This is a genomic window from Streptomyces sp. CNQ085, assembly GCF_022614595.1.
GTDB lineage: Bacteria > Actinomycetota > Actinomycetes > Streptomycetales > Streptomycetaceae > Streptomyces.
Genome location: NZ_JAJFAU010000036.1, coordinates 16,259 through 33,736, shown reverse-complemented (window position 1 = coordinate 33,736; position 17,478 = coordinate 16,259). Strand labels below are relative to the sequence as shown.

At 74.7% G+C, this 17,478-nt stretch carries 17 protein-coding genes and 6 pseudogenes; 14 read left to right on the top strand and 9 right to left on the bottom strand.

Features of this window, described 5'->3' with window-relative positions; translation table 11 throughout:
* Positions 1-131 precede the first annotated feature (131 nt).
* Together LJ221_RS09370 and LJ221_RS09365 are read left to right on the top strand one after the other, a co-directional pair.
* A complete protein-coding gene (locus LJ221_RS09370) occupies positions 132-794 on the top strand; it encodes a dienelactone hydrolase family protein (RefSeq protein ID WP_241715332.1) in 663 nt (220 codons plus the stop codon).
* A 70-nt stretch (positions 795-864) separates the two neighbouring features.
* Positions 865-1,518: a phosphoribosyltransferase gene (locus LJ221_RS09365; RefSeq protein WP_241715330.1), complete on the top strand. Its 654-nt coding sequence runs from the start codon at positions 865-867 to the stop codon at positions 1,516-1,518.
* 45 nt (positions 1,519-1,563) lie between these two features.
* Here LJ221_RS09365 and LJ221_RS09360 read toward each other — a convergent pair.
* Positions 1,564-1,914 (bottom strand): annotated as a pseudogene (locus LJ221_RS09360) (MFS transporter); the annotation flags it as partial.
* A 306-nt stretch (positions 1,915-2,220) separates the two neighbouring features.
* Between LJ221_RS09360 and LJ221_RS09355 the strand changes: the two are divergent.
* The 4 genes from LJ221_RS09355 to LJ221_RS09340 all read left to right on the top strand — a co-directional run bounded on the left by LJ221_RS09355 (position 2,221) and on the right by LJ221_RS09340 (position 4,948).
* Positions 2,221-2,457 (top strand): hypothetical protein, encoded by a 237-nt coding sequence (locus LJ221_RS09355; protein WP_241715328.1) that lies wholly within the window; start codon positions 2,221-2,223, stop codon positions 2,455-2,457.
* Positions 2,458-2,582: 125 nt separating this feature from the next.
* Positions 2,583-3,929, top strand: coding sequence for a 6-phospho-beta-glucosidase (locus LJ221_RS09350; protein ID WP_241715326.1), 1,347 nt, complete (start codon positions 2,583-2,585; stop codon positions 3,927-3,929).
* 101 nt (positions 3,930-4,030) lie between these two features.
* The gene (locus tag LJ221_RS09345) at positions 4,031-4,441 is read left to right on the top strand and encodes an SRPBCC family protein (protein ID WP_241715324.1); all 411 of its coding nucleotides are present in this window, start codon (positions 4,031-4,033) and stop codon (positions 4,439-4,441) included.
* Between the two features lie 105 nt (positions 4,442-4,546).
* Positions 4,547-4,948, top strand: a complete 402-nt coding sequence (locus tag LJ221_RS09340; RefSeq protein ID WP_241715322.1) for an OsmC family protein — start codon at positions 4,547-4,549, stop codon at positions 4,946-4,948.
* Here the strand turns inward: LJ221_RS09340 and LJ221_RS09335 are convergent.
* The 3 genes from LJ221_RS09335 to LJ221_RS09330 form a co-directional block, all read right to left on the bottom strand.
* Positions 4,917-5,126 (bottom strand): hypothetical protein, encoded by a 210-nt coding sequence (locus LJ221_RS09335; protein WP_241715320.1) that lies wholly within the window; start codon positions 5,124-5,126, stop codon positions 4,917-4,919. The two genes, LJ221_RS09340 and LJ221_RS09335, sit on opposite strands and share 32 nt — an antisense overlap.
* A 165-nt stretch (positions 5,127-5,291) precedes the next feature.
* Positions 5,292-5,417, bottom strand: a complete 126-nt coding sequence (locus LJ221_RS23440; protein WP_302851976.1) for a hypothetical protein — start codon at positions 5,415-5,417, stop codon at positions 5,292-5,294.
* A 204-nt stretch (positions 5,418-5,621) separates the two neighbouring features.
* Positions 5,622-6,479: a 3-hydroxyacyl-CoA dehydrogenase family protein gene (locus LJ221_RS09330; RefSeq protein ID WP_241715318.1), complete on the bottom strand. Its 858-nt coding sequence runs from the start codon at positions 6,477-6,479 to the stop codon at positions 5,622-5,624.
* Positions 6,480-6,564: 85 nt separating this feature from the next.
* Here LJ221_RS09330 and LJ221_RS23930 point away from each other — a divergent pair.
* From LJ221_RS23930 to LJ221_RS09310, 4 genes and pseudogenes are all read left to right on the top strand, one after another.
* Positions 6,565-6,840: pseudogene (locus LJ221_RS23930) on the top strand (hypothetical protein); the annotation flags it as partial.
* Positions 6,841-7,048: 208 nt separating this feature from the next.
* Positions 7,049-7,531: an MSMEG_6728 family protein gene (locus LJ221_RS09320; RefSeq protein ID WP_241715317.1), complete on the top strand. Its 483-nt coding sequence runs from the start codon at positions 7,049-7,051 to the stop codon at positions 7,529-7,531.
* Between the two features lie 124 nt (positions 7,532-7,655).
* Entirely contained in the window at positions 7,656-9,407 is a 1,752-nt protein-coding gene (locus LJ221_RS09315; protein WP_241715316.1) for a SpoIIE family protein phosphatase, read from the top strand.
* Complete coding sequence (locus LJ221_RS09310) at positions 9,404-10,468, top strand: B12-binding domain-containing protein (RefSeq protein ID WP_241715315.1); 1,065 nt, start codon at positions 9,404-9,406, stop codon at positions 10,466-10,468. Before LJ221_RS09315 ends, LJ221_RS09310 begins: the two co-directional genes overlap by 4 nt.
* 230 nt (positions 10,469-10,698) lie before the next feature.
* On the opposite strand, the gene LJ221_RS09305 is transcribed toward LJ221_RS09310, so the two are convergent.
* Complete coding sequence (locus LJ221_RS09305) at positions 10,699-11,376, bottom strand: SpoIIE family protein phosphatase (protein ID WP_308314748.1); 678 nt, start codon at positions 11,374-11,376, stop codon at positions 10,699-10,701.
* On the opposite strand from LJ221_RS09305, the gene LJ221_RS09300 reads away from it, so the two are divergent.
* The 3 genes and pseudogenes from LJ221_RS09300 (at position 11,297) to LJ221_RS09290 (ending at position 13,868) form a co-directional block, all read left to right on the top strand.
* Positions 11,297-12,541 (top strand): aromatic acid exporter family protein, encoded by a 1,245-nt coding sequence (locus LJ221_RS09300; RefSeq protein WP_241715314.1) that lies wholly within the window; start codon positions 11,297-11,299, stop codon positions 12,539-12,541. The genes LJ221_RS09305 and LJ221_RS09300 overlap by 80 nt on opposite strands.
* Before the next feature lie 12 nt (positions 12,542-12,553).
* A pseudogene (locus LJ221_RS09295) lies at positions 12,554-12,912 on the top strand (sigma factor-like helix-turn-helix DNA-binding protein); the annotation flags it as partial.
* A gap of 206 nt (positions 12,913-13,118) precedes the next feature.
* Positions 13,119-13,868, top strand: a complete 750-nt coding sequence (locus LJ221_RS09290) for an SDR family oxidoreductase (protein WP_241715313.1) — start codon at positions 13,119-13,121, stop codon at positions 13,866-13,868.
* A gap of 73 nt (positions 13,869-13,941) precedes the next feature.
* Here LJ221_RS09290 and LJ221_RS09285 read toward each other — a convergent pair.
* From LJ221_RS09285 to LJ221_RS09270, 4 genes and pseudogenes are all read right to left on the bottom strand, one after another.
* Positions 13,942-14,276 (bottom strand): annotated as a pseudogene (locus LJ221_RS09285) (GyrI-like domain-containing protein); the annotation flags it as partial.
* A 130-nt stretch (positions 14,277-14,406) separates the two neighbouring features.
* The gene (locus LJ221_RS09280) at positions 14,407-15,081 is read right to left on the bottom strand and encodes a DUF4230 domain-containing protein (protein WP_241715312.1); all 675 of its coding nucleotides are present in this window, start codon (positions 15,079-15,081) and stop codon (positions 14,407-14,409) included.
* 410 nt (positions 15,082-15,491) lie between these two features.
* Positions 15,492-16,277 (bottom strand): VOC family protein, encoded by a 786-nt coding sequence (locus tag LJ221_RS09275; RefSeq protein ID WP_241715311.1) that lies wholly within the window; start codon positions 16,275-16,277, stop codon positions 15,492-15,494.
* A 144-nt stretch (positions 16,278-16,421) separates the two neighbouring features.
* Positions 16,422-16,622 (bottom strand): annotated as a pseudogene (locus tag LJ221_RS09270) (SDR family oxidoreductase); the annotation flags it as partial.
* On the opposite strand from LJ221_RS09270, the pseudogene LJ221_RS23435 reads away from it, so the two are divergent.
* Positions 16,594-17,478 (top strand): annotated as a pseudogene (locus tag LJ221_RS23435) (hypothetical protein); the annotation flags it as partial. The pseudogenes LJ221_RS09270 and LJ221_RS23435 overlap by 29 nt on opposite strands.

Below are 17,478 nucleotides of genomic sequence, written 5' to 3'. Positions count from 1 at the left end.
CGCCGGCGGGGCGGGCCGGTGGGGCGGGCCGGCGGGGCGCGGCGGCACACCACCCCGTTCCCGGACGCATACCGCCGCGGCCGGCGGGTACCCCGGCGGCGCACCGATCCCCACGGCACGGGAGGCGGCCGATGCTCCCCCAGACACCGAGGATCCCCACCGACGCGGAGGCCGCCCTGGCCGGGGACCTCACCGTGCCCGACGAGGCCCGCGGCGTCGTGGCCTTCGCCCACGGCAGCGGCAGCTCCCGGCACAGCCCGCGCAACCGGGCCGTGGCCGGGGTCCTGCAGGACGCCGGGCTGGGCACGCTCCTGTTCGACCTGCTCACCGAGGACGAGGAGCGGACGGACTCGGTCACCGCCGAGTACCGCTTCGACATCCCCCTCCTCGCGCGGCGCCTGGTGGCGGCGGTCGACTGGCTCGGCGGCCGTCCGGGCACCGCCCGGCTGCCGATCGGCCTGTTCGGGGCCAGCAGCGGCGCCGCGGCGGCCCTGGTGGCCGCGGCCGAGCAACCCGACCGGGTGCGGGCCGTGGTCTCCCGGGGCGGCAGGCCCGACCTCGCGGGCGGCGCACTGGACCGGGTCACCGCGCCCGTCCTGCTGATCGTCGGCGGCGAGGACCACGAGGTGCTGCGCCTGAACGAGCAGGCCGCCTCACGGCTGTCGGCCCCGTGCACGGTGCACGTGGTGCCCCGCGCCACCCATCTGTTCGAGGAGCCCGGCACCCTCGACCAGGCCGCCGCCGCGGCCCGCGACTGGTTCGTCCGGATGGCCGGACAGACGGTGCCCCGGTGACCCGTCCCGCCGCCGCACCGGTCTCCGGTCTCCGCGCGGCGGGCCCGCCGGAAGCGAGGGGAGACAGACCATGCGCTTCCACGACCGCACGCAGGCGGGCCGGATGCTCGCCGAGCCGCTGCGCGACCTCCGGCGCTCCGGAGAGATCGGCGACCCGCTGGTACTGGCCCTGCCCCGGGGCGGGGTCCCCGTCGGCGAGGAGGTCGCCCGCGCGCTGCACGCGCCGCTGGACGTGCTGGTCGCCCGCAAGATCGGCGCGCCGTTCAACCCGGAGTTCGGCATCGGGGCCGTGGCGGGCGAGGGACCGCCGCTGTTCGACGAGCAGTCCCTGCGGATGCTCGGTCTGACGGCCGGGGACCTGGCCGGGCACGTCGAGCGGGAGCGGGCGGAGCTGCGCCGCCGCGAGCACCTGTACCGCGGCGGCCGTCCCGCCCCGGCTCTGCGGGGCCGTACGGTGGTCGTCGTCGACGACGGACTGGCCACCGGCGTCACCGCGCGCGCCGCGCTGCACGCCGCCCGCGTCCTGGAGCCGAAGGCGCTGGTCCTGGCCGTCCCGGTCTCCTCCGTGCAGGCGGCCACGGCGATGGAGCGGGTGGCCGACCGCCTGGTGTGCCTGGAGACGCCTGCGTCCTTCCAGGGGGTGGGGCAGTGGTACGAGGACTTCCACCAGGTCGGCGACGAGGAGGTGATCGCCGCCCTGAGGGCCTCGGCCACCGCGCGGTGAGGGCACGGCGGCCCGGGGCCGGGGGCCGTCTCAGGCCGCGTCGATCCCCAGTGCGATGGCCCACCGGGTCGCGGCGGCGGACGGTGGGGAGGCCCCGGCGGGCGTGGGCTCCGCACCGGACACACGGCGGAAGGAGGGCGTCTCCTCCAGTCGCAGCCACAGCGCGGCCGGCCCCATCGGCACGGCCGGCAGGAACGGTAGCCGCCAGCCCCGCTCGTGGAGGGCCGCCTCGCCCAGCGCCGTGGCCGGCAGGGCGGCCAGGCCGGCGCCGGCGAGCGGGCCGAGCGTCACCGTGAACGACTGCCACGCTCCGTACAGCCCGCGCCGGCCGGGCGGTGCGAACTCCGTCATCACCGACACCGCGCCGCCGAACTCCCCGCCCGCCGACAGCCCCTGGTCTCCGCGGCCGCCGTCATCGTCCCGTCCTCCCGGTCCGCCGGTGCGTGCCCTGCCGGGTCCCGCCGTGGGTGTCACGGCCGGCCATGCCCCGCCGGCGGAGAGGAGATGTCCGGAACCCGGACCTTACTGTCGGGAGCATGTCACGTCACTCGCATCGTGACGCCCCGGCGCGTCGGCCGGGCGGGTGGCGGCTGTGCGCCGGTCGGAGCCCGGCCGCCGCGTCGCGGAGGGGGCCGCCGAGGGCCCGCCGCCATCCTTGCGGCTGACCCACCCAGCGGACGACCGGCGGAAGGGACACATGTCATGAGCGTGTGCGAGGTATGCGGCAACGACTACGAGATGGCCTTCGAGGTGCGCGCGGCGGGCGCCGTCCACGTCTTCGACAGCCTGGAGTGCGCGGCGCACCGGATGGCGCCCATCTGCGAGAACTGCCAGTGCCGCATCCTGGGCCACGGATCGCAGTCGGCCGACGGCCGGTTCTTCTGCTCCGCCCACTGCGCGCGGACGCAGGGGCACGCGGAGCTGGTCGACCACGGCTGAGCGGCCCGGCGGCCGGCCCGTGCCCCCGGCGCGGGTCCGGTGTGAGACCGTGGCGACGTGAGACATGACCTCGTGACGACCGTGCCGTGGACCCTGCCGGGAGCGGCTGCCGGAGGTGGCCGGGCATGAGGCTCACCGTGCTGGGCGGCGGGGGGTTCCGGGTGCCGCTGGTCCACCGGGCGCTGCTGGAGGACACGGGGGACCGGGCCGGTCGCGTCACCGAACTCGTCCTGTACGACACCGACCGCGCACGGCTGGACGCGATCGGCGCGGTCCTCGCCCACCAGCGGGGGCGGCACACCGGCCCCGCCCCCGCGCTGCGCGCCACCACCGACCTCGACGAGGCGCTGCGCGGCGCCGACTTCGTCTTCTCCGCCATCCGGGTCGGAGGCCTGGCCGGCCGGGTGCGCGACGAACGGATCCCGCTGGCCGAGGGGGTGCTGGGGCAGGAGACGGTGGGCGCGGGGGGCGTGCTGTACGGCCTGCGCACCCTGCCGGTGGCCGTACGCGTCGCCGAGCGGATCGCCGAACTCGCCCCCGAGGCGTGGACCATCAATTTCACCAACCCGGCGGGGATGGTGACCGAGGCGATGGCCGCCGTCCTGCGCGAGCGCGGCCCGGGCGAGCGCGTCATCGGCATCTGCGACTCCCCCGTCGGCCTGTGCCGCCGCGCCGCGCGCGCCCTGGGCGCCGACCCGGACCGCGCCGGCTACGACTACGTGGGCCTGAACCACCTGGGCTGGCTGCGCCGGATCACGGTGGACGGCCGCGACCGGCTGCCCGAGCTGCTGGCCGACCCGGCCGCGCTCGCCTCCTTCGAGGAGGGCAGGCTGTTCGGGACCGACTGGTTGCGGACGCTGGGCGCGCTGCCCAACGAGTACCTGCACCACTACTACTTCAACCGCGAGGCGGTCGCCGCCGTCCGCGGGGCCGGACAGACGCGTGGGGAGTTCCTGCGCGACCAGCAGTCCCGCTTCTACGAGCGGGCACGGCCGGACGACCCGGCGCGGGCGTACCGCGAGTGGGAGCGCACCCGGCGCGAGCGCGAGGAGACCTATCTGGCCGAGAGCCGCGAGGCCTCCGGTGGCTGGGAACGCGACAGCTGCGATCTGGAGGGCGGGGGCTACGACCGGGTGGCGCTGGCCCTGATGCGGGCGATCGCCCGGGACGAGCGCACCACGCTGATCCTGAACGTCCCCGGCCGCGGCGCCGTACCCGGGCTGGACGGGGACGCGGTGGTCGAGGTGCCGTGCATGGTGGACGCCTCCGGCGCGCGCCCGCTGGCGGCCGGCGCCGTGGCGGCCGACCAGCTCGGGCTGATCCTCACGCTCAAGGCCGTCGAGCGGGCCGCGATCGAGGCGGCGCGCACTGGTTCGCGCCGGGCGGCGCTGCGGGCACTGGCACTGCACCCGCTGGTGGACTCCGTGGGGGTCGCCGGGCGGATCCTGGACGCGGCGGGCGGGTTCGGCTGACCCGCCGGAAGCGGGCCGTGCGCAGGGCGCGGGGATACCCGGCCCGGACGGGGGGTACGCGGTGCCGGGTCCGATGTCGTACGACCCGAAAGTGGGACCCGGTGAGTGAGTACGAGCGTTCCCGCACCATGCCCGCCCTGCCAGAGCTGGTCTTCGGCCAGGTCAGCGATCTGGAGCGGCTGGACCGCTGGCTTCCGTCGGACCTCCACGCCCATGTGGAGGACCCTCCGGCCGTGACCGTGCACGAGGACCGCACAGGGCACGATGTCCGGGCGCTGTTCCGCACCCGGCCCGAGCAGTTCCGGGCGGAGTGGGGCACCCGCGACGAGGGTGCGTACGCGGGCTGGCTGCAGGTGGCGGGCATCGGCAGCGGCGCCAGCGAGGTGACCGTGCACCTGTCCTTCCTCGACGAGAGCCACGCGCCCCCGCGGGAGGAGATCGACACCTCCCTCGGCCTGAGCCTGGACAGGCTGGCCGAGGAGGTGCGGATGCGTGTCGAGGACGCGGGCTGAGGCGCGGGCCGGGACGAGAAGGCCGCTCGGGACCGGCGGGGCGCCCCCGAACGCGTCACACGTTCGGGGGCGCCTTCCGCCGAGGCGCACGGGTAGACCTTCCCCATGGCCCCAACCCAACAGGATCTGTACACCGCCCAGGCTCGCTCCCTGCACGGCACCGGCCGGGTGGACGTGTCCGGGAGGGCCGGCCTCCCGGTCGGCACCCCCAGCGAGCTGGGCGGCAGCGGGCAGGGGTACGACCCAGAGCAGCTGTACGCGGCCGCGCTGGCCACCTGCCTGCACCAGGCGCTGGTCATCGCGGCCACCGAGACCGGCGTGGACCCCTCCGGCAGCGAGGTGACCGCCCGCGTCCGGCTCAGCAACGGCGGCGCCCAGCACTACCGTTTCGACGCCACCGCCGACGTCTCGCTGCCCTCCGCCGAGGGGGACCGGCGCAGCCGTGTCATCGAGCAGGCCCTGCGCATCTGCCCCATCAGCGACCAGCTCGACCCCCCTCCGGCATGACCTCGACGACGATCGTCTCGATGTAGTCCGGGGAACCGTCGGCGCCCAGCTTCGGAATGGGAATCGCCTGGCTCTCCCGGTTTGCGCCGCCGTCGAACGACAGCGGGCCGGTCGCTCCCCGTACCTTCCTGGCCCCGTACATCCCGCGGAACATGCGGCCGATGCCCCTGCCGGTCATTGCGCCACCCCCGAAACCGGCCGACCGGACCGCCTCGACCGCGACCAGTATCGCGTCATGGCCATCATCGCCTGGCCGTCCTCGTACGACTCGGACGGGACCACTCCTTCGATCCGGACACGAAGACGAAGGCCTTCCGCAGTTCTCCGGGCCGGCGGGCGCCGATCAGCAGATCCAGGAGGACACCCCCTGTTCGGCGTGGCAGTTGTCGAGCAGGACCAGACAGGAGGGGGCGGTGAACCAGCGCTGGGCACTGTGGCGCAGATCGTCCGGGAAGGCGGCGAACAGCACCCGGTCGAGGAAGCCTCATGTCCTGCGCCGTGCCGTTGTGGCGCCACATGTTGAGTTCCAGCAGCGTGTCCCAGGGGTCCCGAGAGAGCACCAGAGGGTGGTCGCCGAACCCCCGGGGAGTGAAGGATGTCACTTTCCGTGCGAGTACGACAGCGTTGGGCGGCGTGATTCCCGGCCCCGATGGGAGCCGGGAGGAGCCGGGCCTCAGTCCTCCCAGGTGTAGAAGCCCCGGCCGGTCTTGCGGCCCAGCTCACCGCGGGCGACCTTCTCCCGCAACAGCTCCGGCGGTGCGAAGCGCTCGCCCAGGGCGCCGTGGAGGTACTCGGCGATGGCCAGACGCACGTCGAGGCCGACGAGGTCGGTCAGCCGCAGCGGCCCCATCGGGTGCTTGTAGCCCAGGCTCATGGCGGCGTCGATGGCCTCGGGCTCGGCGACGCCCTCCTCCACCATCCGGATCGCCTCCAGGCCGAGGGCCACGCCCAGCCGGCTGCTGGCAAAGCCGGGCGAGTCCCTGACAACGACGTCCTTCTTGTTCAGGGCGCGGGTCCACTCCAGGGCGGCCCGCACGGTGTCGTCCGCGGTCCGCCCGGCCACGACCAGCTCCACCAGGGCGGAGGCGGGCACGGGGTTGAAGAAGTGCATGCCCAGGAACCGATCGGGGCGGGCCAGCGCGGCGCCGAGCTCGGTGACGGACAGGGAGCTGGTGTTGGTGGCCAGCACCGCCGACCCGCCCACGGCCCTCTCCACCGCGGCGAGCAGCCGGGCCTTGAGTGCGGGGTCCTCGGGGACGGCCTCGACGACCAGGTCGGCGCCGGCCGGCAGTCCGTCCACGGCTGTGACGGTGGTGACGCGTGCCAGAACCCGCTCGGCGGGCTCCTCCAGCCTGCCTCGCTCGGCGGCCCGGCGCAGGCCGGTGGCGACACGCTCCAGGGCCGCCGCGGCGGCCTCCTCACCGCTCTCGACGACGACCACGGCCGAGCCCGCAGTCGCGAAGGACTGCGCGATGCCCGCGCCCATCCGCCCGCCGCCCACCACGCCGACGGTTCCCGGTGCCGCTGCCATGAGATCTCCCCTTGTCTGCCGTATCCGCTGCCGTGTCCGCCGTGTGCCGGGGGCGGGGTGACCGTACCGGCGGACGTCCCGTCCCTTGACAGGCGGTTCGGCTCTCGGTTTACCTGACGTCGCCGCAAAGCTAACCGAATGGTCGGTCGGCCTCAAGGGCCGCGAGGCGGGCCCGCGGTGCCGCACGGCGTCCCCGCGGCACGCGTACGACAACGGGGAGCACCACCGGCACGCCTTCCGGGCGGCGGGCGTCACACCGGATGACTGCCGCTCCCTGGCGGACCTCGCGCGCTTCCCGTTCACCACCAAGGCCGATCCGCGCGACAGCTACCCCTATGGCATGTTCGCCGTCCCGATGTCGATGTCGTCGCCCCGGAGACCCTGGAGCGCTCGGTGGGCAGGATCCGCCATGCCGTCGACGCCCGTGAGGGCTGACCCCGCGGAACTCCGGACACTCCGGGGCCGGCCGGCCGGGCACCCGGTCGGCCGCCCCCGGACTGCGGCGCACGGCGCGGACTGCGATGATCACAGTCCGCACCGAGGGGGACGGAAGGGATGGATGGGACACCGTGCAGACGTTCCTGCCGCTCCCCGACTTCGCCGGGACCGCCCGTGTGCTCGACGCGCGGCGGCTGGGAAAGCAGCGGGTGGAGGCTCTGCAGGTGCTGCGCGCCCTGACCGTGCCCGGGTACGGCTGGGCCCGGCACCCGGCCGTACGCATGTGGACGGGGTACGAGGAGGCGCTGGTCCGCTATGGCATGGAGATCTGCCGCCACTGGCGCCTGGCGGGACGCGCCGACACCTGCGAGGCCACCATGCTGACCGATCTGCGGCACGCGACCGGCATCGCCGTCCCCCGCTCCCAGGAGGAGCTCGAAGCGGCCGGTGAGCTGCCGCCCTGGCTGGGCGAGCCGTCCTTCCACCGCAGCCACCGCTCCTCCCTGCTCCGCAAGGACCCCGACCACTATGCGCCCCTGTTCACCGACGTGCCGGACGATCTGCCATACGTGTGGCCCGCCTCCGACCGCGACTCCGGCGCGCTGGGAGCGTGAGGGGGCCGGTTTGCGCCTCTCACCCCCTACGCGAGAATCTTGGCAGAGAACAACCGTTCATCCGTGTCGATCATCGAAGGGGGGACCGGGCGGAGCACCCCGGGTGCCGTGCCCCTGTTCTTCCGTGAGCAACCCTCCTCGCTTTCCAGACATCTCCGGGGACGCGCACGCCCGGACCGGCGGCGGTGACGGGCCCACCGCCCCGCACGGCCGCGTCCTGGCCGAGTCGGCGGTCGAGTCGGCGCCGGCGCCGGTCGTCGCGGTGGACCGGCGGGGGCGGGTGTCGCTGGTGAACGCCGCCACGCGGGCTCTGCTGCCCGGCCTCGCCCCCGGAGTCCCGCTGGACACCGGTGTGGCGCCCGGCTGGCTGGTCGCCGCCGCACACGGCGGACGACACGGCGGGCCGGAAGCAGAGGCGGCCGAGACAGCCGAGACGACCGCGGCGGAGGAGCCGATCACGACGGCGACGGCGCACGGCCCCCTCCAAGGGCGCGCCTTCACCGCGTACGCCACTCCTCTGCCGGACGGGCACACCGCCTGGTGGCTGTCGGACGTCACCGGCCGGGAGGACACCGAGCGGTCGCTGCGGTCGGAGCGGGAGAGCACCGCCTTCCTGGCCCGGGCCTCCGCCCGGCTCCAGGCGTCGCTCAACCCGCGCAGGTGCGTGGTGGCGACCGCACGACTGGCGGCCGACCACCTCGCCGACGCGGCCGTCGTGGTCCGCCTGTCACGGGACAGGCGTCCGGAGGTGACCCGGGCCGTCTCCGACGGGCGGCTGGAGGAGGAGATCCTGTCCGCGCCCCCGGAGGAGATGCCGGGGCTGGCCGAGGCGCTGGCCGGCTTCCCGCCGGTGTCCTTCCGGCCGGTCGCCCCCGGCCAGGCCCCCGCGTGGCTGTTGCCCGAGGGCTTCGGCCCCCCGTCCTCCACGGCGGTCGTCCCGCTGCCGGGCAGCGGTGAGGTAGCCGGGGCGATGGTGCTGCTACGGCGTGCCGGGGGCGCCGCCCTGGGGGACGACACCGTGACCCGGGTCTTCGCCGCCCGTGCCGGTGCGGCGATCTCGGCCGCCGCGCTCTACGCGGAGCAGGTCGCCACCGTCGCCGTGCTCCAGCGTGAGCTGCTGCCGCCCGCGCTGCCGCATCCGGAGGGCGTGGAGCTGGCCGGATCCTACCGCCCCGCACAGAGTGCCCAGAGCATCGGCGGCGACTTCTATGACGTGCACCCCGCCGGCGGGCCCGGCCGGGAGACCGACGTCGTGCTCGGCGACGTCGCCGGCAAGGGGCCGGAGGCGGCCGTTCTGACGGGGAAGATCCGCAACACGCTCGCGGCTCTGCGGCTGGTCGAGTCCGACCACGTACGGCTGCTGGACCTGCTCAACCGCGCGTTGCTGAGCGGCCCGCAGAACCGGTTCGTCACCCTGGTACTCGCCTCGTTCGGCACTCCCGACCCCGCCACCGGCCGGATCACCCTGCGGCTGACCTCGGCCGGGCACCCGCCGCCACTGCTCCTGCGGCGCGACGGGACGGTGGAGGCCGCCCCCACCTCGGGCACCCTGGTCGGCGTACTGCCGGAGGCGTCCGCGACCTCCTGCTCCACCACTCTCCTGCCCGGGGAGACCTGCCTGCTGTACTCCGACGGCGTCACCGAGGCCAGGGGCGGACCCTATGGCGAGCTGTTCGGGGAGGAGCGCCTGGCCGACGCGCTGGCCTCCTGCGCGGGCCTGCAAGCCCAGGCCGTCGTCGAGCGCGTCGGGATGCTCACCTCCGAGTGGCTGGCGGGCCGGGAGCACGACGACATCGCGCTGGTGGCCGTCACCGCCGCCCACCGGACCCCGCTGAGCACGGTGGGCGGAACCGTCCGTTCGGGAGACGACCGGTGAACCCGGAGACGGAATCCCTCCGGCGCCGGATGGAGAGCTTCTGGACGGCACTGGAGAACGCGGACGAGCGCTCCGCCGTCGGCCAGGTCACCGAGGCCCTGGACCAGGGCCTCCCGCCCGAGGACATCCTGCTGGAGATCGTCGCGCCCGCGCAGCGGCGGGTCGGCGTGCGCTGGGCGGAGAACCGGCTCACCGTCGCCCAGGAGCACGCGGCCACCGCCGTCAGCGACCGCGCCGTCACCGCGGTCGCCGGCCATCCCGCGGCGCGGGTACCCGCCCGGCTCGGCCGGATCGCCGTGGCCTGCGCCGACAGCGAGTGGCACACGCTGCCCGCCCGGCTGGTCGCCGAGGTGCTGCGACTGCGCGGCTGGCACGTTGACTTCCTCGGAGCCCATGTGTCCACCCGGCAGCTGGTGTCCCACCTTCACTCCACCGGCCCGGACGCGGTGGCCCTGTCGTGCTCCCTGCCCGTACGGCTGCCCGTGGCCCACGCGGCCGTCACCGCCTGCCGGACCGCCGGAGTGCCCGTGCTGGCGGGCGGCGCCGGCTTCGGACCGGACGGCCGCTACGCCCGCCTGCTGGGCGCCGACGCCTGGGCCGGCAGCGCCCGTGGCGCGGCCGAGCGCCTCGCGGCCGGCATCGTGCCCCCGCCCGAATTCCCCCCGACCGCCGAGGAGGCGCTGCCGCACCTGGCCGACCGCGAGCACGCCCTCGTCGACGAGGCCCGCCAGCGGCTCGTCGACGAGGTCGTGGCGGTGCTGCCCGGACGGTTCCCGTGGCTTCGGGAGTTCACCGGGCGCCGGAGGGAGTACACCGTCGAGGACCTCCACCGTGTCGTGGAGTACCTGGTGGCCGCGCTGTACGTCGACGATCCGGGGCTGTTCGAGGGCTTCACCGCATGGACGGGCCGGATCATGACCGCCAGGGACCTGCCCGTCCAGGCCCTGTCCGCGGTGCTGGAGATCATGGCAGACGCCTTCCGCGAGCTGCCCCGCGCCTCGGCGTACATCGCCGCGGCGCGGACCGTGCTCGGCCGCGAACTCCGGCCCCCGCCCCCGTGATCCCGCCTCCGTGATCCGGTCTCCGCGTACCCCGGAGGGGGACGGTCCCTCCGGGGTACGCGGTCAGGCGGTCGTCGAGCCGTGTCCGGGCCGTGTCAGCCCGCGACCAGCAGCGCCCGCGGTACCCCGGGCGACGGCGGGAACGCGTGCCCGGGGACGCGTTCGCCTTGGAAGGGCGGGCGGTCGGCGGCAGGCCCAGAGGCCCAGGGTTCCCGGGGGCTCCGGAAGTCTCAGGGCAGTGGCGGCCGGTCGGTTCCGCGGGGCGCCTGTGTGAAGATCTCCTCGGCGTCCAGTGCCTCGGCCCCCGGGGCCGACCTGGACGGGTCCGCCGGGCTGTGCGCTGGTTCGCCGCGCGACGGCGGCGGGGTGCGGTCGCCGGGGCTGCCCTCCCCGTACCGAGGCAGCCGCAGGGCCGGCGGGGCGACATCGTCACCGCGGGGGTCCATGCGCTCCGGCAGTTCGTCGCAGAACTCCTCCAGATCGTGGCGGGCCAGGGCGGAGGCGTGGTGGCGCAGCAGGTCCATGCCGGTGTCGATCGGCCTGCCGCGACTCTCCACCAGGCCGTCGGTGTAGAACACCACCGTCGCCTCCGGCGGCAGCTCCTCGTAGGCGTCGGGCCAGTGCAGCCCCAGGTCCAAGGTCGCGCTCATGCCCAGCAGGGGGCCGTGGCCTGGCTCCAGGAAGCGGGGAGGACCGCCGGGCGCGACCAGCAGCGGGGGGGGGGGGGCCCCCCCCCCCCCCCCCCGGCGGTGCGGCAGTGGGACTCCGCAGGCGGGGCGCTGGGAGGAGAGGCGGTGTCGATCTTCCGCGGACGGGAAGGGCCGTAGTGTGCCTGAAGTTCCCGTACCCGTGATCGAGCTGGTGCGGCGGCGCAGGGAGCCGGTGGTCGTCCAGGCCCTCCGTTCCACGGCGGCCGCGACGCTCGCCTACTCCGCCGCCCTCTGGCTGACCGACGCCAGAGCCCCGCTGCTGGCACCGCTGACCGCGCTGCTGGTCGTCCAGGTCACCTTGTTCGCCACGATCACCAAGGGCATCACCCGGGTCAACTCCGTGGTGGCCGGTGTCACGGTCGCCGTCGGCTTCAGCTCCCTGGTGGGCCTGAGCTGGTGGAGCCTGGGCCTGCTCATCCTCACCTCCCTGGCCGTCGGGCATCTGGTGCGGGCCGGCGACTTCATCCCCGAGGTGGCGATCAGCGCCATGCTGGTGCTGGGGGTCTCCCACGCCACGGACCTGGCGCTGAGCCGGGTGCTGGAGACCCTGATCGGCGCCGCGGTGGGTCTGCTGTTCAACTTCCTGTTCGTGCCTCCGGTGTGGGTACAGCCCGCCGAGGAGGCGCTGGTGGACCTGGCCGGCCGGATGCGGCGGCTGCTGCTGCGCATGGGCGAGCAGCTGAGCGTCCCCACACCGGTGCACCGGGCGGCCGCCCGGCTCCACGAGGCCCGGCGGCTGGACAACGACATCGCGCAGGTCGACGCCTCCCTCGTCCAGGCCGAGGAGAGCCTGCGACTGAACCCCCGGGTCAAGGAGGCGCTGCTGTCCCGGGTAGTCCTGCGGACGGGCCTGGACACCCTGGAGATCTGCACCACCGTGATGCGCGCGATGTCGCGGACCCTCACCGACCTGGCCAGGGCCCGCGAGGAGGAACCGCTGTTCCCGCACGAGGTGGCCGAGGCCGTGGAGGAGTTGTTCGGCCACCTCTCCGGAGCTGTGCAGAGCTTCGCCGTCCTGGTCACCAGCGCCGACAGCGACAGTTCCGAGGAGGCGGAGGACCGGCTGGCGGCCGAGATGGAGGCCGGGCGCGCCGGGCGCGAACGGGTCGCGCACCTGCTGCTCGCCCGCGTCCAGGAGCATCCGCGCCAGTGGCACCTGCTGGGGGCTCTGCTGTCGGAGTTCGACCGGGTACTGGACGAGCTGGACGTGGAGAAGCGCTCGATGCGTCTGGCGGAGGAACTGGACCGCTACACCCGCGAGGAGCGGGACCGGCACCCGGTGCTGTACGAACTCAAGCGCCGCTTCCGGCTGCCCCGCCGCCGTCGCCGCCGGGGTCCCGAACCCGACCGGGCGGAGGTCTGAGCGCGCCCGGGCCGCTTCGAGGGCCGCTCCTCACCGCGGTCGTGGCTGTACCGCATCGCCACCAACGTGTGCCCGGACATGCTCGGAGGAGCAGGAGGAGCAGGAGGCGTGCCCGCCCCATGGACCTGTCCTCCCCCTCGGGTGCGGAGAACCCGAGGGGGCCCGCCCTCCCGAAGGCCGCCCGGGTGGAGCCGGTACCCGGCGGCCGGGTCCTGCCCGGCGGGGGCGATCCGGCCGAGACGGCCGTGGCGCGGGAATCGGTCCGGCCCGCCTTCGTCGCGGCCCTCCAGCACCTGGCGCCCCGGCAGCGTGCGGTGCTGATCCTGCGCGAGGTGCTCGCCTGGCGGGCGAGCGAGGTCGCCGAACTGCTGAGGCCCCAGTACGGGCCGGCGCCCCGGTGGCGCCCGGGTCCGGTCGCGCGGAACTCCCCCGCCGTCCGCGGCGGCCTGGTCCGTCCGGGTGAAAACGGCGCCGTGCGGACGCCGCGGGGCGGACTCACCCGTTTCGCCCTCCGGCCGGAGGGCACTCCGGCGCGGACACCACAGCGGCCGCAGCGGCCGAGTGAGGAGGCAGCACCGTGGGCGGAGCGGTACGGCTGGATCTGGAGGGCGGGAACGCGCTGGTGACGGGCGGCGCCCGCGGCCTGGGCGCGTCCATCACCCGCCGTCTCGCGCGGGCCGGGGCCGCCGTGCGGGTGGTGGACGTACGCCGCGAGGAGGGCGAGAAGTTCTGCGCCCGGCTCAGCGAGGAGGAGGGCGCGGACGTGCGTTTCCTGGAGGTGGACGTCCGCGACCCGGAGACGGTCGAGACGGCCTTCCAGGGGCTGGACGAGGCCTCATGGCCACTGGACATCCTGGTCAACAACGCCGCCGTGGACGTCTCCAGGCCGATCGAGCGCCTGACCGCCGAGGAGGTCACCCGAGTGGTCTCCACCAATCTGCTGGGCCCGATGTACATGTGCCTGGAGACCTACCGGCGCATGGTCGCCCGCGGTGGCGGACACATCGTCAACATCCTTTCCACGGCGTCCAACCGCACCTGGACCGAGGCCGGCCCGTACTCGGCCGGCAAGTCGGGGCTGCGCGCCTTCACCCACACCCTCTTCAAGGAGGCTCAGCGCGACTGCCCCGGCATCGGGATCACCGGGGTGATCGCGGGCGGTATGGAGACCCCGTTCGTGACGGAGCGCTTCCCCGACGCGGACACCTCCAAGCTGCAGAGTCCCGACATCGTGGCGGACGCGGTCATGTGCGCGCTGGCGGTTCCCGAGGGCAGCGTGATGCCCGAGGTGGTCGTGGTGCCGCGCAGCGAGACCTCCTGGCCGTGACCGGCGCACGGGGCGGCCGGCGCCCGCTCCCACCTCCGTGGCGGGCGGACGCGGGCGCCTGTGCCCCGCGAGGTCAGGCCCGTGTGATCGGTTCCTGGAGTTCGGTCACCCACCCCTCCCCGTCCTGCGGGCACTCCAGGTACAGCTCCCGCGCTTAGCCGGTCGAGCGGTGACCGCTGGTGTCGATCCAGCGGGCCGGGGCCTGGGCGGTGGGCATGACGCGGTCCGTGGGACCGCGGTGGACGACGGTGGCGGCCCGCTCGATGCCGGGCAGGTCCACGATCTCGAAGCCGCCCCCCGCGCCGGGCCCGGCCGCGACCGTGATGCCGACGTGGACGACGACCGCCCCGCCCCCGCCGGGGCGTCCTCGTACCAGGCGATGCCCGGACCGGCCGGCTCCACCCCGGCCCCGCTCCGGTCGGCGCCGTGGACGACCAGCGCCGGGACGGTGACGGCCCGCAGAAGGGTGTGCGGTCGGGCGAGGCCAGGATCGCGGCGTACTGGCGCGCGAAGGACGGGGCGGGCCCGGCGCCCGCGTTCAGCCGCGCCCGCCCTCCTTCTCGCCGAAGGTCACCGAGACCCGCTCGAATCCCAGGGAGCGCAGCAGGCTCTCCAGCATGTCCCGGGTGTTCGCCTCGGCCCGTTCCGCCAGTCCGCTCTCCTGCGCGGCCTCGCCGATGTGCTCGACCGCGAGCCGGTGGACCTCCCGCTCGTCGCCCGGATTGTCGGAGAAGAGGTCGCCGAGCCGGTCCAGCAGACCGCGCTCCTTGGTGACGGCGTACGAGCGCTCGGCGTCCAACGCGGGCTTCTCCAGCCGGGCCTGCGGCAGCCGTACCGTGGCGCTCCTGCGGTCGTCCTCGACCGTGACGGCCTCCTCGCCGAGACCGCCGAGCTCCACGTACGCACCGACGCTGCCCGTGCCGACGAACAGCGTCCGGCTGCCGCGTACCGCGTCCGGCAGGAACCTCGCGTCCTTGTCCAGGTCGACGACGACCTGGAAGGTGCCGGAGGCGCCCTCGTAGCGGCTCATGTCCCTGAGGGACTTCAGCACCGCGGGACCGGTACGGTCCTCGGCCTCGGTGGCGAACGGGTTCTCCAGTCCGGGCAGGAGGCGCGTCTGCCCGGCCAGCAGCGCTCCGGCCGGAAGGAGTGCCACCAGCAGGAGGATGACGATCCACCCCGGGGAGGGCGCTGACCTGTCGGAGCGGACCATCTTCGTTCACCTCTGTCGGCGGCGGACTCGTCGGATGGGATCTTCCCCGAAACCTCCTTGATATGACAGTGAGTTGACGCAACGCCGGCGCGCGTGTCCCACCGGCGGCTCCGGAGGCGGCCGACCGCCCGGCCCGCCCGCTCCCATGCGCCCGGTATCGAACGGAGGTCGGCCCCCAGCGGTCCGCCGGGGCGGCGGCGCGGTGTCACGGCGTGGGTAACGACGGGACGACCTGGGGAGCGGAGTGACGGTGACCGGGTATCCGGCCGGGGCGCGGTACGGACCGGAGCGGTCGGGGCTGGGGATGACGCGCGGCTACGCCGAGGCCGTCGGTCGCCGCCGCTTCCCGCTGGGACACTTCGGCGGGGAGGCGGGCGACCGGCCCGCGCGCCCACGCGGGTCCGGCCGGCTCAGGGCGCCCTGTTCTCGACCGAGAACAGGGCGCCCTGCGGGTCCCGGACGACCGCCTGCCGCCCCGAGGGGGTGTCGGCCGGGGCCGAGACCACCTCGGCCCCCAGCGCCTCCGCCTTCACCGCCGCCGCGTCCACGTCCTCGACACGGAAGTGGACGTGCCAGTGCGGCCGAATCCGCGGATCGGGCGCGTCCTCCACCGCTCCGCCGCTCAGTCCCGCCACGGTGCGTCTGTCGATGCGCAGGATCACCCGGTCGTGCTCGTAACGGATGTCGTAGCGTCCGGGATCCCCCTTGTCCCAGCCGAACACCTCACCGTAGAAGAGCGCGGCGGCGAAGGCGTCGCGGGTGAGCAATTCCAGCCAGGAGGGGGCGTTGACCCTGCTCCCGGCCTGCCACTCCGGGTCGATGCCGCCCTCCCAGATCCCGAAGACCGCTCCCGCCGGGTCGGCCGCCCACGCCACCCGGCCGGAGGCGAACCGCACCGGGCCCACGGCGACGGTCGCCCCGCGTTCGCGCACCCGGCCGGCCGCGGCATCGACGCTGTCGGAGGCGAAGTACGCGGTCCAGGCGGTGAAGGTGCGCAGGCTGTCCTTGGTCTCCCCCAGCCCGGCCACGGGGGTGTCCCCGGCCAGCGCGACGGCGTAGTGGCCGAGCCGCTGCGAACCCGGCCGGTACCGCCAGCCGAAGAGTTCGCCGTAGAAGCGCTGTGCGGCTTCCGGGTTGGGAGCCAGCAGGGTGACCCAGCAGGGCGCGCCCTGCGGCACGCGCTCGGTCTCCGTCACGGCCGATCACCACACCGTCTCTCGTCCGGGCCGTCTTGTCAGGCCGTCTCGCCGGGCCTTCCCGGTCCGATGCTGCCCTCTCACGACACCGGGGGAAACCGGCGTCCACCAACCGGAGCAACGGACGCCCCCGGCGCGATCCGTTCAGGGACTGCGCCAGGAGTCGCTCCCCGGATGGGAGCCGGCCTGCGGTCCCATCCGCAGCATGCCGCCGCCGACCGCCCACGACGCGCCGGTGACGTAGTCGGCGTCCGGCCCGGCGAGGAAGGTGACCACGGCCGCCACCTCGCGGGCGTCGCCGGGCCGCCCCGCGGGGATGCCGGACCGCTTCTCGGTGGTCACGTCAGGGAAGGTCGGCGACATCGTCGACGGCGCCCTCGGGCCGGTCCGCCCCATCATCCTGATCACCGGAGCGGGCGGCATGTTCGGCGGTGTGCTGGAACTGTCCGGCATCGGAAGCGCGCTCAGCGACTCCCTGTCGGGCCTGGGCATGTCACTGATCGTCCAGGCCTTCGTGATCGCCACCCTGCTGCGCGTCGCCCAGGGCTCGGCAACGGTCGCCCTGGCCACCGCCTCCGCCCTGACAGCCGGCGCGGCCCGCGCCGCGGGCCTGAGCGATCTGAGGCTCACTCTGCTGGTGGTGGCCGTCGCGGCGGGCGCCACGGTTCTCTCGCACGTGAACGACTCCGGCTTCTGGCTGGTGAGCCGCTTCTTCGGAATGGACGTCAAGACCACCCTGCGGACCTGGACGGTGATGGAGACCACCCTGGGCCTGTCGGCGTTCCTGATCGCCCTCCCCCCGCCGCCTTCCCTCTTACGGGGGCACGCGGAGGACACCGCGGTTCCCGTCCGGCCCACGGGGATAACCGTCCGTCCTCACGGTATGCGCCCCGCCGGGCCGGTGAGCGGACGGCCGTCGTCATGCGCACGGGCTCCCGTCGGGGTTGAATGGCAGAAAGTAGCGTCGCACTCTCATGGAGCGAGGCAGCCGAGTGAGCCCGACCACAGATCGCCACGACACCGGTCCCGGTCCCGCGCGGGGCGGCGCGGTGGTGTTCGTGCTGGACGGGGACGGGACCGTGCTGGAGTGCACGGCCGGCGTGCTGGACCCTCGCCGTCCTGCACGACCTCGACCTGGCCGCCCGCCTTTGCGACCACCTCGTGGCGCTCCACGCGGGCCAAGTGGTGGCCGCGGGCCAGG

Coding starts and splice junctions, on each gene's coding strand:
- LJ221_RS09370 (WP_241715332.1), top strand. CDS start 132: ATGCTCCCCCAGACACCGAGGATCCCCACCGACGCGGAGGCCGCCCTG.
- LJ221_RS09365 (WP_241715330.1), top strand. CDS start 865: ATGCGCTTCCACGACCGCACGCAGGCGGGCCGGATGCTCGCCGAGCCG.
- LJ221_RS09355 (WP_241715328.1), top strand. CDS start 2,221: ATGAGCGTGTGCGAGGTATGCGGCAACGACTACGAGATGGCCTTCGAG.
- LJ221_RS09350 (WP_241715326.1), top strand. CDS start 2,583: ATGAGGCTCACCGTGCTGGGCGGCGGGGGGTTCCGGGTGCCGCTGGTC.
- LJ221_RS09340 (WP_241715322.1), top strand. CDS start 4,547: ATGGCCCCAACCCAACAGGATCTGTACACCGCCCAGGCTCGCTCCCTG.
- LJ221_RS09335 (WP_241715320.1), bottom strand. CDS start 5,126: ATGACCGGCAGGGGCATCGGCCGCATGTTCCGCGGGATGTACGGGGCC.
- LJ221_RS09330 (WP_241715318.1), bottom strand. CDS start 6,479: ATGGCAGCGGCACCGGGAACCGTCGGCGTGGTGGGCGGCGGGCGGATG.
- LJ221_RS09280 (WP_241715312.1), bottom strand. CDS start 15,081: ATGGTCCGCTCCGACAGGTCAGCGCCCTCCCCGGGGTGGATCGTCATC.